General features: G+C 65.7%; 13 protein-coding genes and 1 pseudogene. 8 read left to right on the forward strand and 6 right to left on the reverse strand.

Annotation, left to right across the window (positions count from 1 at the left end):
• Nucleotides 1–4: 4 nt before the first annotated feature.
• Entirely contained in the window at nt 5–919 is a 915-nt protein-coding gene (locus CAFEL_RS10325; RefSeq protein ID WP_194560544.1) for a DUF2891 family protein, read from the reverse strand.
• Nucleotides 920–936: 17 nt separating this feature from the next.
• On the opposite strand from CAFEL_RS10325, the gene CAFEL_RS10330 reads away from it, so the two are divergent.
• Nucleotides 937–1635 carry a CPBP family intramembrane glutamic endopeptidase gene (locus CAFEL_RS10330; RefSeq protein ID WP_194560543.1) on the forward strand — a complete coding sequence of 233 codons (699 nt, stop codon included), beginning with the start codon at nt 937–939 and terminating at the stop codon, nt 1633–1635.
• A gap of 31 nt (nt 1636–1666) precedes the next feature.
• Complete coding sequence (locus CAFEL_RS10335) at nt 1667–2956, forward strand: LCP family protein (RefSeq protein WP_194560542.1); 1290 nt, start codon at nt 1667–1669, stop codon at nt 2954–2956.
• A 360-nt stretch (nt 2957–3316) separates the two neighbouring features.
• Here the strand turns inward: CAFEL_RS10335 and CAFEL_RS10340 are convergent.
• The 3 genes and pseudogenes from CAFEL_RS10340 to CAFEL_RS10350 all read right to left on the reverse strand — a co-directional run.
• Nucleotides 3317–3484: pseudogene (locus CAFEL_RS10340) on the reverse strand (TlpA family protein disulfide reductase); the annotation flags it as partial.
• A gap of 121 nt (nt 3485–3605) precedes the next feature.
• The gene (locus CAFEL_RS10345; protein ID WP_194560541.1) at nt 3606–5081 is read right to left on the reverse strand and encodes a multicopper oxidase family protein; all 1476 of its coding nucleotides are present in this window, start codon (nt 5079–5081) and stop codon (nt 3606–3608) included.
• Nucleotides 5082–5152: 71 nt separating this feature from the next.
• On the reverse strand, nt 5153–5728 hold the full coding sequence (locus CAFEL_RS10350; RefSeq protein WP_194560540.1) for a CueP family metal-binding protein: 576 nt from the start codon (nt 5726–5728) through the stop codon (nt 5153–5155).
• A 403-nt stretch (nt 5729–6131) separates the two neighbouring features.
• Between CAFEL_RS10350 and CAFEL_RS10355 the strand changes: the two genes are divergently transcribed.
• From CAFEL_RS10355 to CAFEL_RS10365, 3 genes are all read left to right on the forward strand, one after another.
• On the forward strand, nt 6132–6854 hold the full coding sequence (locus CAFEL_RS10355; RefSeq protein WP_194560539.1) for a response regulator transcription factor: 723 nt from the start codon (nt 6132–6134) through the stop codon (nt 6852–6854).
• A complete protein-coding gene (locus CAFEL_RS10360; protein ID WP_194560538.1) occupies nt 6851–7978 on the forward strand; it encodes a sensor histidine kinase in 1128 nt (375 codons plus the stop codon). The genes CAFEL_RS10355 and CAFEL_RS10360 overlap by 4 nt, the downstream gene beginning before the upstream one ends.
• Before the next feature lie 111 nt (nt 7979–8089).
• Entirely contained in the window at nt 8090–8416 is a 327-nt protein-coding gene (locus CAFEL_RS10365; RefSeq protein ID WP_194560537.1) for a heavy-metal-associated domain-containing protein, read from the forward strand.
• A 161-nt stretch (nt 8417–8577) separates the two neighbouring features.
• On the opposite strand, the gene CAFEL_RS10370 is transcribed toward CAFEL_RS10365, so the two are convergent.
• Nucleotides 8578–10131 carry an alanine/glycine:cation symporter family protein gene (locus CAFEL_RS10370; RefSeq protein WP_290172043.1) on the reverse strand — a complete coding sequence of 518 codons (1554 nt, stop codon included), beginning with the start codon at nt 10129–10131 and terminating at the stop codon, nt 8578–8580.
• Nucleotides 10132–10322: 191 nt separating this feature from the next.
• Here CAFEL_RS10370 and CAFEL_RS10375 point away from each other — a divergent pair, with 191 nt between their 5' ends.
• Nucleotides 10323–11822 carry a YjiH family protein gene (locus tag CAFEL_RS10375; protein WP_194560536.1) on the forward strand — a complete coding sequence of 500 codons (1500 nt, stop codon included), beginning with the start codon at nt 10323–10325 and terminating at the stop codon, nt 11820–11822.
• An 11-nt stretch (nt 11823–11833) separates the two neighbouring features.
• Here CAFEL_RS10375 and hutG read toward each other — a convergent pair whose 3' ends face one another.
• A complete protein-coding gene (hutG, locus tag CAFEL_RS10380) occupies nt 11834–12784 on the reverse strand; it encodes a formimidoylglutamase (RefSeq protein WP_194560535.1) in 951 nt (316 codons plus the stop codon).
• A gap of 37 nt (nt 12785–12821) precedes the next feature.
• Between hutG and CAFEL_RS10385 the strand changes: the two genes are divergently transcribed.
• On the forward strand, nt 12822–13556 hold the full coding sequence (locus tag CAFEL_RS10385; protein WP_194560534.1) for an IclR family transcriptional regulator: 735 nt from the start codon (nt 12822–12824) through the stop codon (nt 13554–13556).
• A gap of 33 nt (nt 13557–13589) precedes the next feature.
• A complete protein-coding gene (gene hutH / locus CAFEL_RS10390) occupies nt 13590–15131 on the forward strand; it encodes a histidine ammonia-lyase (protein WP_194560533.1) in 1542 nt (513 codons plus the stop codon).
• Nucleotides 15132–15174: the final 43 nt, after the last annotated feature.

Below are 15174 nucleotides of genomic sequence, written 5' to 3' on the forward strand. Positions count from 1 at the left end.
AATGTCAGCTTGCTGGCTCGTCCTCCGCCGCGTCCTCGGCGAGCAGCGCGTAGGTGATGAGCCAGTGCGTAGCCATGAAGTTGTCGCCGGTCAGGTGGGGCGCGGCTGCGTCGATAAGCATCTGTGTTCCTTCCGGCCTACCAATTTCGCGCAGCAACCAGGCGCGGGTGAGCATGAGCCCGATGAGGTGGGCCTGCTGGCCGTCCTCCGGGTCCGCGACCTGGATCGGCGCGGTGTAGAACTCGAACGCCGCGGGTGCGAGGAAGCCGCCCAGCCAGGCGGCGTACTCCTCGGCTGGCAGCACGCGGCGCATCAGCGCGGCCTCGGCCAGGCCGTTGGAAACGAAATCGTGGCCCGAAACCTCCCACGCGTGCGGGTAGGCGCGGTCGTCGCCGAACCAGGCTTCGGCGGTGCGTTCCACCTGCTCGCGCAGCGCAGGCGCGGCATCGTGGATGAGCAGCAGCGCCAGCGCCGAGTTCGAGTGCACCCCGTGGCGTACCGGCCACTGCTGCGTGCGCAGCCACGCGGCGATGTTGCGCTCTAGCTGGGCCTCAAGCGGCGCGAGCGCGCCCTCCCACCGGGTGCCGCGGCACACCTTGACCAGCTGCATCGCCCACGCCCAGCCGTACGGGCGCTCGTAGAGCGGGTGGGTGCGCAGGTACTCGGCCTCGGCGGCGACGTTGTCTTCGGTCAGGCGCTCATCGAGGAGGTCGGCGAGCCTGTGGTCGTCGATACGCAAATGCACCTTCACCGCGGTGCAGAGCATGTGCACGCACGAGTGCCAGTCGTACGTGCCCCAAAACGCCGGGTGCAGCGTCCGCGGGTCGGGATGGCCGGGGCCTGCCTGTTCATGGTGCATGGCGGCGGGGTACTCCTGGCCGACAACCTGCTCGATAGTGCGCGCCCACGAATCCTGCATGGCGTTAAAGTTAGCGCATGACTCGGCGCCTGAAGCTCGAAATCGTGCTCGTCCTCGCGGTCACCTTCGGCACCGCGGGGCTGCGTGCGGCGCTTCGGCTTGTGGACTCGCTGCTGAAAGCCCCGCTGAACCAGCAGAGCACCACCATCCACGACGCAGCCTCGTCGATTCCCTGGCTGGACCTGGCGCTGCAGGCGACCTCCGCGCTGACGCTTCTCGCGTGGGGCGGGCTGGCGTGGTTCCTGCTTGACGAGCAATGGCGCTGGCCCCGTTGGTCCGACGCCGCGCGCGGGGCGGGGTTTGCGGCGCTGATCGGGCTGCCCGGGTTGGCGTTCTACGTCGCCGCGGTGCACCTGGGCCTGTCCAAGGTGGTGGTGCCGACCACCGCCGCGGTGCAGATTCCCACCTCACTGTTGTGGTCGTTCGCCAATGGCTTCGGCGAGGAGATCGTGGTGGTGATGTACCTGGTCACCCGTCTGAAACAGCTGGGGTGGAAACCCTGGCAGTTCATCGCGGCCTCGGCGGTGCTGCGCGGTTCCTACCACCTGTACCAGGGGGTCTCCGCGGGTGTCGGCAACATTGTCATGGGCGTAATCTTTGCCTGGTACTTCCACAAAACTTCCCGGGTGTGGCCGCTGATCCTGGCGCACTTTTTCATCGATGCCGTGGCGTTTATCGCCTACCCGCTGTTGGATCTGTCGTGGCTCGGAATCTAAGCACTTCCGTCACACTGGTTACACTAAGCGCATGTCTACTACGCCCCATTCCAACGACCCCCGCGATAACGCGGGCGAGTTCGTGCTGGGCAAAGACGGCAAGCCACTCGTGGACCGCTACGGCCGCCCCATTCGCCGTCGCACTACTGCTTCTCGACGCGATCCCGCCGCCCGCCACCCCGACGAATTCACGCGCGTAGAACCCCGCGCGCGCAGGGTTCCGCCGCCGGTTTCTCCGCGGGTTGAGCCGGGCCACACCGTCTACGAACCCCCCGCCGCCTACGAGCCGCGCCGCGCACCGCAGCACCCGCGCCGCCGGCCCGCGCAACAGCGGCCGGCTCCGCGTCAGGCGCAGCAGCGCCCCGCCCCAGAGGAAGTCCCGCTGCAGGTGTCGAAGCGGAGGCGGAAAGGGCCGAAGGAACGTCGCAAAGTAAAGCTCCCCGGCTGCGGAGCAATACTTGCCCTGGTCATCGCCTTGCTCATCGGCTCGGTGCTGATCGCGGACGCGCGCCTCAACCGCACCGCCGCCATGCCCGACCAGCAAATCTCGAACACCTCGGGGACCAACTGGCTGCTCGTCGGCTCCGACTCGCGCACGGGCTTAAGCGAAAAGGACGTCGAGCGCCTCGGCACCGGCGGCGACCTGGGCACCGTGCGCACCGACACAATCATGCTCATGCACCTGCCGCTGCGCGGAAAACCGACGCTGATGTCCATCCCGCGCGACTCGTACGTGCCCGTGCCCGGGTACGGCTACGACAAGATCAACGCCGCATTCTCCATCGGCGGTCCGCAGCTGCTGGTGGAAACCGTGGAGCAAAACACCGGGCTGCACGTGGACCGCTACGCGGAGATCGGCATGGGCGGCCTCGCCGGCGTGGTCGACGCGGCGGGCGGCGTGGAGATTTGCGTCGCCGAGCCAATCGACGACCCGTTGGCCAACATCAACCTCCAACCCGGCTGCCAGGAGATGGACGGCCCCACCGCGCTGGGATACGTGCGCACCCGCGCCACCGCCCAGGGCGACCTGGACCGCGTGGCACGCCAGCGCGAGTTCATGACCACGCTGGTCACGCGCGTGCTGTCCCCGTCCGTGTACCTCAACCCGTTCCGCATGGCGCGGCTGCTGTGGGTCACCCCGACCCTGCTGACGGTCAACTCCGACGACCACGCGTGGAACCTCGCCCGCATCGTCATCGCCCTGCGCGGCGGCCTGGAAACCGACACCGTGCCCATCGGTGGCTTCGCCGACACCGAGGTGGGCAACGTGGTGCTCTGGGACGACGCAGAGGCCGAAGCGCTGTTCGAGTCGCTGCGTTAGGGCGCCGGGCGGGGCGGTTGGCGCAACAAGCGGCCACAGGCGGAAAACCGGCTACCTAGATCCGGCTACCAACCGATTTTGGGCGCGCGGACAAAAAGTTGGAGTGTTGGGGGCTGGAAGGTGTTCCGATGCCCGCAGGTTTTCCATCTGATATCCGCGTTGGTGCGGTTGAGAGGTTTTTGGCCGGTTTGTCTGCCCGTGAGGTCTGCGACTGGGCTGAAGACACGTGTGGTTGCCGACCGTCGGTGGACACGGTCGGCAACTGGGTTGCAGCTAAGCGCCGCGGCCAGAGCTTTGACGGTACGCGACGCGCCTACGACGCTGAGACCACCGCGAAGGTTGTCGCATGCAGGTTGACCTCGCAGGCGACGGTGCACACCACTGGCCCCAAGCGTTGAGGACGATGACCTCGCCTTCAAAATCAGACAGGCTGATCTCCTCACCCTCCTCCATCAGCGACGAGCCGGAGAAGTCCGGCAGCGGGGCACGTTCCTTCTCTGCGTAGATAATCTCGGTTTTCCGGGGCGGTGGGGAAGAAGACGGTGTTCTGGTTGTCTCGGAAGACCACAACACCGAGGAAGGTCATCGTGCTGCCCGGTGGGGGTCTGCAGCGACCCAGCTCACCCCAGCGACCGACCATGCTGTGGGGTTAGGCGTACCGCAGGGAACTCATCATCCCGGTTTCCATGTGATAGGCGTTATGGCAGTGAAATGCCCACTCACCGGGGTTGTCAGCGATCAGGTCGGCGATCATGGTTTCACCGTGGCGGAGAAGGACAGTGTCCTTGCGTAGCCCGTCGCTGCCGGGCAGCGCCCACGTGTGGCCGTGGATGTGCATGGGATGGGGCATCATGGTCCTGTTGCGCATGACCATCCGCAGGCGCTGACCCTCCTGCACGGTCGCGGAAGAGGATTGGCCGTCGGTGAGAATGCTCCATTCATACGGCATCATCTGCCCGCCCAGGTCGATGCTGACTTCTCGGTCTGGTGTGCCCTCGGGCAGGAGTGCACGGTCTGCTGGCTTCAGGGAGGACAGAAGCAGTCCGGTGGACGACAACTCGGGGAAGTCGACATCGGGGCGGGGGGCCTGGCCGCCGGCGGTGCGGATGACGGCGAAGGCGCGGTCGTCCTTACCCACCGCCAAAGCCGTGAGCGGGAAGATGCCGTCGCCGAGGATGACCTCGACGTCGACACGCTCGCCCATCGACAGGTAGATCGATTCGGTCTCCCAGGGCTGGACAGGGAAGCCGTCGGTGTGGGTGACGGTCATGCGGTGACCACCGAGAGCCACCTTGAAGATGGTGTCACCGCCGGAGTTGATAAACCGCAGGCGGGCCTTGTCGCCCGGGCGAGCCTCGAAGGTCCGGTGAGCACGGGGGATACGCCCGTTGATGAGGTAGTGCGGATACATCACATCGCCGGCATCCCCGCCCAGTACCCGGTCCGGGGTGCCGTGCATCATCTGGCCGTGACCTCCCATCCTCTCGTTATGGTCGCCCGAACCCATTCCGGTGAGCTTGTCGAGCTCATCGTCGGGAGTGCCCTGAATGCCATCGACCCAGTCGTCGAGCACGATGGTCCACTCGACGTCCTGGTCCTCTGCGTCGTCCGGATCGCGGACGATCAGAGGGGCGTGCAGACCCCGGTCGAGTTGCAGGCCGGTGTGGGAATGGTAGAAGTAGGTTCCTCCATGGGGGGTTTCGAACACATAGGAAAACGACTGACCAGATTCAATGGGGTCCTGGGTCATGCCGGGCACACCGTCGGCGGCGTTGTGGAGTGCGATGCCATGCCAGTGGATGGAGGTGCTCTCAGGCAGTTCATTGGTGATATCGACCTGGAGGACGTCGCCGGCGGTGGCCTCAATGGCCGCATCCCCGGTGTCAGAGACGTATCCCCACGTCTTGGCTTCGATGCCGCCGATATCCAGGGAGAGGGGCCGCGCGGTCAGCGTCCGGCGCACCGTCGGCTCACCGAGCGCAGTGGGGGTGGGAGTGGGGCTAAGAGAGGGACCTGGTGCCGAGGCAGCGGGTCCAGGGTCGCTGGTGCAGGCGGCCAAGGCCCCGGTGCCGGCGAGGACGAGCCCGCCGAGCAGAAACTGTCGTCGGGAAAACGCATTCGTCATGATTTAACCTTCCTTGGTGCAAGATTTCAGAGACACGGGAGACAGTCGCAGGTGAGGACCCTGCTGAGCCATCACGTCAGGCGCAGGTCTGTGACACAGGTGGCACCGTCGTCGGTGGTGGAAAACTCCGTGGTGCCGGTACGCCCCTGGTAGCTGACCTCAATCAGGCCGGTGACATCATTGGGCAGCCAGAAGCCAATAAACCCGTTGTCGAAGGTGGTTGTCGCCTCGTCCACCAGCACCTCACCGGTCGCCTCATCGGTGATCGTGACCTGGATATCCTCATTGTCGAGTTCCCCCAGGCAGGTCGTGAGGCTGTGGTAGAAGCAGTCGTGGGTGGAGGTGAGATAGGGTGCGATCGAGACATACGTCTGATTGTCGGGAAGATCGACCACGACTTCCTGGTCATCGCTCGAGAGCAGCAGTTCATCGTTACGCACTGAGGCGATCAGATCCGTGGGACGCTCAGTGACCTTCTGCCGGTCGAGGTGATCAATGATCTCCACCCCGTCCATGGCGGCCAGGCCATGGGTAGTCAGGAATGTGTCCTGGGACACCGTCCCATCTGCGGTGGGTTCCGGGTCGGCGGCCGAACACCCCGTGAGGGCGAGGACAAGGGCGGCGGCTGCGATCGCTGCTCGTTTCACGTCAATCTCCTTGGATCGTGGTAGGGCCATGAGAAGACACCGCCTCAAGGTCGATGCCATACCTTTATCTAGCACGGGTGCCTGACGGACTAGAATTCAAAAACCCTGCTCACAGTCTTATAACAGGGAGAAAAAGGGGGTGAATTCGGTGGGCTGGGTCACCACCGGAACACCACCCCACAGCCGTGGGCGATGTCCTTCCACCCGCCCCGGGTATGCGGTACAGGCAGTGAAATCCCTGGTGGCGCCTGCCGAACCGACCAGGGAAGGCGATGCCGCCGGCCCGGGGTGGGGCACAGGGGTGACGGCGGCCGAAGGGTGATGTTTGAAGATTTGATGAAGATTTCCCGCTGGGCACTGAGCGAAGGTGGTGTTCCCCCTGCCCGGAGCGATACTGGGGTCTATGGCTGACCACACACCGACCACCGCCACGCCCCCGGAGCGGGTGCTGGTCGTCGATGATGAACAACCCCTGGCTCAGATGGTGGCCTCCTACCTCATCCGGGCCGGCTTCGATACCCGCCAGGCGCACACCGGCACCCAGGCCGTGGACGAGGCCCGTCACTTTTCCCCCGATGTTGTGGTACTGGATCTGGGGCTGCCCGAACTCGACGGCCTGGAGGTATGCCGACGGATCCGCACCTTCTCGGACTGCTACATCCTCATGCTCACCGCGCGTGGCAGCGAGGACGACAAGATCAGCGGTTTGACCCTGGGGGCGGATGACTACATCACCAAACCCTTTAGCATCCGGGAACTGGTGACCCGGGTGCATGCGGTGCTGCGCCGCCCGCGCACCAGCACCACCCCACCGCAGGTGACCACCCCCTTGATCGTTGGTGACCTCATCATTGACCCCGTCGCCCATCAGGTGCGGGTGGGGGAGACGGCCGTGGAGCTCACCCGCACGGAGTTCGAGCTGCTGGTTGCCCTGGCCCTGCGCCCCGGCCAGGTGCTGACCCGCCACGACCTGGTCGCCGAGGTCTGGGACACCACCTGGGTCGGTGATGAACGCATCGTCGATGTCCACATCGGCAACTTGCGTCGCAAGCTCGGCACCGACACCCGGGGCCGGGGGTTTATCGACACCGTGCGTGGCGTGGGCTACCGGGTGGGGCAGCCATGAATCACGGACCCGGCCTGACCTTCCGCTTCCTGGCCGCCCAGGTGTTGGTCGTGGTGATTAGCCTGCTGGTGGCCGCGGCCGCGGCCACGATGGTGGGCCCGATCCTGTTCCATGACCATATGTTGATGACCGGCCGGGAGGACTCCTCGCTGGAGCTGTTCCATGCCGAGCAGGCCTACCGGGACGCCAACCTGATCACCCTGGCCGTCGCCCTGCCCACCGCCTTGATCAGCGCCCTACTGGCCAGCCTGTGGTTATCGCATCGTCTGCGCACCCCCCTGCAGGATCTCACCCGCGCCGCTACCAGCCTGACGGCCGGCAACTCCCATATCCGCGTGCCCGCCGGAGAAGCAGGCCCCGAGGTCACCACCTTGGCGCATGCCTTCAACACCATGGCCGACCGGCTGGAACACACCGAACAGGTCCGCCGCCAGATGCTCTCTGATCTGGCCCACGAAATGGGCACCCCCTTATCGGTGCTCACGGTCTACCTCGATGGTCTCCAGGACGGGGTCGTGGACTGGAATAATGCCACCCACACGATCATGGCTGACCAACTCACCCGCCTGACCCGGTTGATGGAAGACATCGACGATGTCTCCCGGGCCCAGGAACACCGGATCGATTTGGACCTGGCGGAGGAAGGGCTCGGGGATCTGCTCCATACCGCCGCTGCTGCCGCGGGGGAAGCTTATGCTGACAAAGGCGTCGATTTACAGGTCGAGACCATTACAGACGCCGCCCGGGTGCTCGTGGACCGGCAACGCTTCGGCCAGGTGATGAGCAATCTCCTGTCGAACGCGCTACGGCACACCCCGGCCGGCGGGCAGGTCCGGATCAGCGTCCACCGACAGGGGGCGTCCACCGCGCTCATCCACGTCGCCGATGACGGCGAGGGCATCCCACCTAGCCAGCTCGGACACATCTTCGAACGCTTCTACCGGGGGGATGCCGCCCGCAGCCGGGATAACGGCGGGGCCGGTATCGGTCTGACCATCTCCAAGGCATTGATCGAGGCCCACGGCGGCACTCTCACCGCCACCTCCCCCGGACCCGGTCGCGGAGCAGTGTTTGCCCTCCGCCTCCCGCTGTCCCCTCCCGACAGTGAGGAGGCTGCTCGATGACCACACCCTGCCCCGCGTGAGGGCCGTGCCCTCCACCCCTTGAAAATGTACCCCGGGGGGGTATATGCTAGTGAGCGTTACCGTATCCCACCGACCCGTAGGAGCTTTCCCATGACCACCTCCTCGCCCCGCCTCTTGCCGATGGCCTCCCACGGCTGCAGCTGTTGCGGACCTGCCTCACATGCCGACACCGCCCCCATCACTGCCGCCAGCGACTCGTCAGCAGGAGGGGCCTCCCCTAGCTACCAGGTCACCGGCCTGACCTGCGGGCACTGCGCGAAAAGCGTGACCCAGGCCCTTCAGACCCTCCCCCAGGTCGACGACGTCCAGATTGATCTCGTTGCTGGTGGTGTTTCCACCGTCACGGTGACCGGTGTCGTATCTCCGGAGATGGTTCGCCGGGCCATCGAGGAGGCCGGCTACACCGTCTTATCCTGATCAGTTTTACCCATCATCCCGACCCCGGCCGGGTTGAGCGGAAGGAACGTCATGAGCACTCCCCACCATTCCGGTGATCACCATGGCGATCACCCCGCTCCGGAAACAGACCACACCCACCACCCGGATCATGCCAGCCACGACAGCCGGTTTGATTACGGCTAGTTGTTGCGGGTCGTGGTGACAACCTTGCCCTCAACGCCCGGCCAGGTGCCCACCTCGATCATGCGGTTCTTACGCTCGACCCAGAAGTCGGCATTCTTAATGCCCAGCGCCTCGGGGTCGAAGTGCGGGTCGATGCCGGCCTTCTTCTGGCGGCGGTAGTCCCACAGGCACTTCAGCGCCGGGACCTGCAGGAAGATAATGGCCACGATGTTGAGCCACGCGGTCGCGCCGACGCCGATGTCGCCGAGCGCCCAAGCGGTGCCCGGGGTGGTGGTTGCGCCGATGAAGACGGCCACGAGGATTAGGGCGCGCAGCACCCAGATGATGGCCTTACGTGCACTTTCGCTCTTCACCCAGCGGTTCAGGTAGGTGAAGTTGGTCTCTGCCATGTAGTAGTACGCCAGCACGGTGGTGAAGGCGAAGAACATGATCGCCAGTGCGATGAACGACGGGCCCAGACCGGCGGAGAAGGAGTTCAGGCCTTCCTGCACGTAGCCGGGACCGACAGGGATGCCGTCGGGCAGGGAGCCGTCGTAGACCACCGCGCCGTCTTCGGACTGGCTCTCGAATACCTTGTACATGTCGGTGGAGATGATGATGAAGGCGGTGGCGGAGCAGACGAACAGGGTGTCAATGTAGACGGCGAACGCCTGGACGAAGCCCTGCTTCGCCGGGTGGGAAACCTCGGCGGCTGCTGCAGACTGCGGGCCGGTGCCCTGGCCGGCCTCGTTGGAGTAGATGCCGCGCTTGACGCCCCACATGATGGCGGCGCCGAGCATGCCGGAGAACGCGGCCTCCTTGTCAAAGGCGGCGCGGACAATGGTGCCGAAGACCTCGGGAATCTGGGAAGCGTTCGCGAACAGCACCACGATGGCAATGATGATGTAGAGGCCGGCCATGAACGGCACCACCATGGAGGCGAAGTTCGCGATGCGCTTGATGCCGCCGATGATGATGAACGCGAGCAGCACGGTCATGATCGTGGCGGAGACCCAGATGTTGATGCCCCATGCATTATCGACGGCCGCAGCCACGCCGTTGGCCTGGATCCCCGGCAGGAAGTAGGACGTTGCCAGCAGCATGCACACCGCGAAGATGATGGCGTAAACCAGCATGAACGGGGCCGCGGAGGTGTGCTTGTACGCCTTCTCGATGTAGTAGGCGGGGCCGCCGCGGTACTCGCCGGTGTCACGGTCCGTCTCTTTGTAAATCTGGGCGAGGCAGCACTCGATGAAGGAAGTGGCGGAGCCGAGCAGGGCCACCAGCCACATCCAGAACACCGCGCCCGGGCCGCCGAATGCGATGGCGGTGGCCACGCCGGCGATGTTGCCTACGCCGACACGGCCGGCGAGCGAGATCATCAGGGATTGGAACGAGGAAATACCCTGCTCGGAGCTTTCTCCGGACTTGAGTTGGCGGATCATGTCCGGCAGGCAGCGGATCTGCAGGAACAGGGTGGCAAGCGTGAAGTACGCGCCTGCGCCGAGGCACAGATAGACGAGAGCGTTGGACCAAATCACACCGTTGAGGGTGTCGATAAAACCTTCCACGGGACCCTCCTAAAGGGGTATGTGCTGGGAGTTTTTCGGGAAACCTTGCAGGTATCTAGCAAACATAGGCCATCCGGTTGTGCTTTGGGTCACTTTCTGTGTAAAAATTATGCGCCGACACCGAAAACATTCCGTTCTGCGTGATATCCGCAGGGTTTTGCGGTGCTGAACGCAACAGATGGAAGGACACAATGAACGAGACTGCGAAGCCGGTGCACTCCCGGCGCAGGTTTTCCCCCGCATGGCCGGTGAAGAACTTGCCTGCGGGTGCGGAGGCGCTCATCTCGGAGCTGGACAACCCTCGCTTCGAAGGCATCGAGGATCCCACCGACAACACCGAAAGCATCACCGGCACGGAGCAGCCCGGTCAGCGAAGCACCGCACCGGAGACTGACCCAAAGCCGAAGGCGGTGTGGCGCTTCTTCGTCTACAGCGCCATCGGCATCTTCGCGTTCTTCGTGCCGTTTACCATCGGCGATTCCAAGTCCACGATTCTGTTGGACCACATCGTCAGCTGGATCACCACCACGCTCGGGGAAGGCACCCGCTACCTGGCGTTGTTCGCCATCATCGCGGGCACGGTCTACCAGTTCGTCTCCGGGCGCTGGAAAGAGGATTACCCGCGCATGGCGTTCGCGGCGCTGTCGGTGCTGGCGATCGTTTTGTGCGCGATGCTCACGTTCGGCTTCGGCCCGGCGTGGCTGTTCAACCCGGACATCGGCCCGTTCATCCTGGACAAGCTGGTCATCTCGGTGGGCCTGCTCATCCCGGTCGGCGCGATCTTCCTCGGCCTGTTGGTCGGCTTCGGCCTGATGGAGTTCATCGGCGTGATGGTGCAGCCGATCATGCGCCCGGTGTTCCGTACCCCGGGTAAATCCGCGGTGGACGCGGTGGCGTCGTTTTTGGGCTCGTACTCGCTGGGCCTGCTGATCACGGACCGCATGTACAAAAACGGCAGCTACAACGGCCGCGAGGCGTCGATTGTCGCGTCGGGATTTTCCACCGTCTCCGCCACGTTCATGGTCATCGTGGCCAAGACGCTGGACATGATGGAGCACTGGACCGCGTACTTCTTCATCACCTTCATCATCACCTTCATCGTCACCGCGATCGTGGTGCGCATCCCGCCCATCACCCGCATTCCCGAGGACTACTACCCGGGCGCCACCCCGCACCCGGAGAAAGACGTCGAGGGCAACCGTTTCAAGGCGGCGTGGCGCGAGGCGAAGATTGAGCTCAACCGCGCCGAGTCTTTGGGCAAGGTGCTGTGGGCGAACTTCCGCGACGGGTTGATCATGGCCGTGCAGGTCACCCCGGGCATCATGGCAGTGGGCACGATCGGCCTGGTGCTGGCCACCTACACGCCAGTGTTCAAGATTCTTGGCGTGGCGTTCTTCCCGGTGGTGTGGTTGCTGCGCTTGCCGGACCCGTTAGCGACCTCGGGCGCGCTGGCGTCGGGCCTGGCGGAGATGTTCCTGCCGGCCACGCTGTCCGCCGGTTCGGACGACATGGTGCTGAAGTTCACCATGGCTGTGGTGTGCGTGAGCCAGATCTTCTTCTTCTCGGCGATGGTGCCGGCGGTGCTGGCCACCGACATCCCGCTGAGCATCTGGAAGATGGTGCAGATCTGGTTCATCCGCGTGGTGCTCACCGTGCTGATCACGGTGCCGGTGGCGCACCTGATTTTCTAAAGAGCAGCTGCTTATCGACGCAGCTTCGCCCCCACAACCGCATCGTCAATCAGCCGCGCGGCGGCCTTGGCGGTGCGGTTGTCCACGTCGAAGTCAGGGTTGAGCTCGACGACGTCGAGAAGCGCAACGCGCCCGGTGGACGCCACGGCCGCGACCATCGCGCGCAGCGTCGCGTACTCCACGCCGAAGCCGGCCGGGGCGGAAACACCCGGCGCGACTGCCGCCGGCAGCACGTCCAGGTCGATGGACAGGTGGATGGGCAGGTCGCCTTCCACGGCCGCGAGGGCGCGCTCGGCGGCCTCGCGCACGGTCATTGCCGCCAGCTCGGTGTCCAGCACGGTGGTCCCGCCGAGTTCGTCGGCGGTGTCGAAGAGCACCTTGGTGTTGTTGGGCTTGGAGATGCCGAAGACGCTGTAGTCGAAGTCCTCGCCCACCAGGCCGGCGATCTGCTTGAACGGGGTGCCGGAGGTGGGGCGGGTTTCGGTGCGCAGGTCGAAGTGGGCGTCGAAGTTGATCACCTGCATCGGCCCGATCGCTTCGTAGGCGCCGCGGTGGGTGGCAAAGGAGGTTTCGTGGCCGCCGCCGAGCACCACAGTCATCCCGTCCGCGCCTTGCGCCGCCACGAGGTCGCGCACCCGGTCGGACAGCTCGCGTTGGGAGCCTTCGAGGTCGGTGCCTTGGGTGGTCACGGTGCCGGCGTCGAGAAGCGATGTGCTCTCGTGCACCGCGAGCGAGCCGAGGGCCGCGCGCAACGCCTCCGGGCCTTTCGCCGCGCCCTGGCGGCCGCCGTTGCGTTCGACGCCTTCGTCGGACGCGTAGCCGATCAGGTGCACGGCACCCTCGGTGGGCTGGGCGGTTGTGTCGATGACGCTGTGCCAACGGGCGTGCTCGGGGCCGGGGCCGTCGTTGCGGCCGGTCCAGTTGGAAGCGGGGGTGAAAAGCGGTGCAGTTACAGTGTTCATGCCCTCCGAGGGTAGCGCCGTGGGCATACTATGTGCGATGACTAAGCCGCAGGTTCCCGCCGCGCACAATGTGTTGCGCATCCTGGCGTTGTTGTCCACCACGGACGCGCCGATTTCCGCCACCCGCATCCAGCGCGAGCTGGACCTGCCGCGTTCCACCACCTACCACCTGCTGCGGGAGCTGGAGGATTCCGGGTTTGTGGTGCACCTGCGCAAGCCCGGCACGTACGGGCTGGGGCTGGCGTCGTACCGCATGGCGCAGGCTTACACCACGCAGCAGCCGCTGGTGCGGCTGGCCACGAAGCCGCTGGCGCGGATCGCGCAGCTCGCGGGCGGTTCGGCGCACTTGACGCGTCTCGCCGGCCCGGAGATTGTGTACTTGCACGAGGTGCGCGCCCCCGGTGCGGTGTCGCTGGTCACGGAGGTGGGCGTGCGTTTGCCGTCGCTGAAGACCGCCTCGGGGCGCATCATGCTTGCGCAGCTGCCGGAGGCGGAGCTGCGCGCCGCGTACAACTTTTCGGGCGAGCGCCGCCGCTACAGCGATGTCAAAGAGGAGCTTTCTACTTATCGACGCCAAGGGTTCGCCACCGAACACGAAGCCATCTCGCGCGGCCAAGAGTCCGTGGCGGTGGTGGTGCTGGACCACCTTTCGCGCCCAGCGGCGGCGCTTGCGGTGACCTTCGCCGTGGGCAGCGCGGACACGCAACAGCTGGTCAGCGCGCTGCACACCGCCGCGGAGGGGCTGCGGGCCCAGTTCTTTGGAAACGTGTGATTAGACGCACTTTTTTGGTCTACTATCACGTCCATGACGCACACAGTTTCAGTTGGAATTGGGGCCCTGTCCATCGAGGATGTTGTGGCCGTCGCCCGTCACGGAGCCGAGGTAGCCATCGACCCGGCGGCCCTGGATGAGATCGCCGCGACCCGCAAGCGCATCGAAGAGCTCGCCGCGGATCCCACCCCGGTCTACGGTGTCTCCACCGGTTTCGGCGCGTTGGCCACCAAGCACATCCCGGAGGACATGCGCGCCCAGCTGCAGGTCTCGTTGGTCCGTTCCCACGCCGCAGGTACTGGCCCTGAGGTGGAAGAAGAGGTCATCCGCGCGCTGATGCTACTGCGTCTGTCCACGCTGTGCACCGGCCGCACCGGCGTGCGCCCCGTGGTCGCCGAAGCCTACGCCGCCGCGCTCAACGCCGGCATCACCCCGGTGGTGCGCGAGTACGGCTCGCTCGGCTGCTCCGGCGACCTGGCGCCGCTGGCGCACTGCGCGCTGGCGTTGCTCGGCGAAGGCGAAGTTCGCGTGCGCGGCGGCGAGATCGTCCCGGCGGCTGAGGCGCTTTCGGCTGCCGGCATCGAGCCGCTGGTGCTGCGCGAAAAGGAGGGCCTGGCGCTGATCAACGGCACCGACGGCATGCTCGGCATGCTGTGCCTGGCCATCGCTGATCTGCGCGAGGCCGCCAAGGTCTCCGACATCGCCACCGCCATGAGCGTCGAGGGCCTGACAGGCACCCTGTCCGTCTTCGACGAGGACTTGCAGGAGCTGCGCCCCCACCCTGGCCAGGCGGATTCCGCCTACAACATCCGCACCGTCGCCGCCGGCTCGCCGATCCTCGACGCAGCCCTGGACGGCTTCAAGGCCAACGAGGTCCAGGACGCCTACTCCATCCGCTGCACCCCGCAGGTCGCCGGCGGCTTCCGCGACACGCTGGCCCACGTCACCACCGTGGCTACCCGCGAGCTCGCCGCCGCCAACGACAACCCTGTGGTGGCCAAGGACGGCCGCGTGGCCTCCAACGGCAACTTCCACGGCGCGCCCGTGGCTTACGTGCTGGACTTTTTGGCGATTGTGGTGGCGGACTTGGCGTCGATTAGCGAACGGCGCACCGACCGCTTCCTCGACCCCGCCCGCAACCGCGGCCTCAACGCCTTCCTCGCCGGCGACCCCGGTGTGGACTCCGGCCACATGATCGCGCAGTACGCGCAGGCCGGCATCGTCGGCGAGCTCAAGCGCAACGCTGTGCCGGCCTCCGCCGACTCGATCCCGTCCTCGGCGATGCAAGAAGACCACGTCTCTTTGGGCTGGTCCGCCGGCCGCAAGCTGCGCCGCAGCGTCGACGGCCTGCAGCGCGTGCTCGCCGTGGAGATCCTCACCGCCGCCCGCGCTCTGGACATGCGCGACGGCGAGCCCTCCGCAGGCACCGGTGCGGCCGTGTCTGCGCTGCGCAAGCTTGTCGACGGCCCCGGCACCGACCGCTACCTCTCCCCCGAAATCGAGCACTCCGTGCAGCTGGTCAAGGGCGGCGACTACGTTGAGGCCGTCGAAGCCGCGGTGGGCCAGCTGCGGTAGGGCCCAGGCTCGGGAGCCCCTTTCCCGACTCTTCGCGGCGGAA

It is taken from the genome of Corynebacterium afermentans subsp. lipophilum, assembly GCF_030408375.1.
GTDB lineage: Bacteria > Actinomycetota > Actinomycetes > Mycobacteriales > Mycobacteriaceae > Corynebacterium > Corynebacterium lipophilum.

What these genes read in the sequence shown, in the direction of transcription:
- CAFEL_RS10325 (WP_194560544.1), bottom strand. Translation starts at nt 919, where the DNA reads ATGCAGGATTCGTGGGCGCGCACTATCGAGCAGGTTGTCGGCCAGGAG.
- CAFEL_RS10330 (WP_194560543.1), top strand. Translation starts at nt 937, where the DNA reads ATGACTCGGCGCCTGAAGCTCGAAATCGTGCTCGTCCTCGCGGTCACC.
- CAFEL_RS10335 (WP_194560542.1), top strand. Translation starts at nt 1,667, where the DNA reads ATGTCTACTACGCCCCATTCCAACGACCCCCGCGATAACGCGGGCGAG.
- CAFEL_RS10345 (WP_194560541.1), bottom strand. Translation starts at nt 5,081, where the DNA reads ATGACGAATGCGTTTTCCCGACGACAGTTTCTGCTCGGCGGGCTCGTC.
- CAFEL_RS10355 (WP_194560539.1), top strand. Translation starts at nt 6,132, where the DNA reads ATGGCTGACCACACACCGACCACCGCCACGCCCCCGGAGCGGGTGCTG.
- CAFEL_RS10360 (WP_194560538.1), top strand. Translation starts at nt 6,851, where the DNA reads ATGAATCACGGACCCGGCCTGACCTTCCGCTTCCTGGCCGCCCAGGTG.
- CAFEL_RS10365 (WP_194560537.1), top strand. Translation starts at nt 8,090, where the DNA reads ATGACCACCTCCTCGCCCCGCCTCTTGCCGATGGCCTCCCACGGCTGC.
- CAFEL_RS10375 (WP_194560536.1), top strand. Translation starts at nt 10,323, where the DNA reads ATGAACGAGACTGCGAAGCCGGTGCACTCCCGGCGCAGGTTTTCCCCC.
- hutG (WP_194560535.1), bottom strand. Translation starts at nt 12,784, where the DNA reads ATGAACACTGTAACTGCACCGCTTTTCACCCCCGCTTCCAACTGGACC.
- CAFEL_RS10385 (WP_194560534.1), top strand. Translation starts at nt 12,822, where the DNA reads ATGACTAAGCCGCAGGTTCCCGCCGCGCACAATGTGTTGCGCATCCTG.
- hutH (WP_194560533.1), top strand. Translation starts at nt 13,590, where the DNA reads ATGACGCACACAGTTTCAGTTGGAATTGGGGCCCTGTCCATCGAGGAT.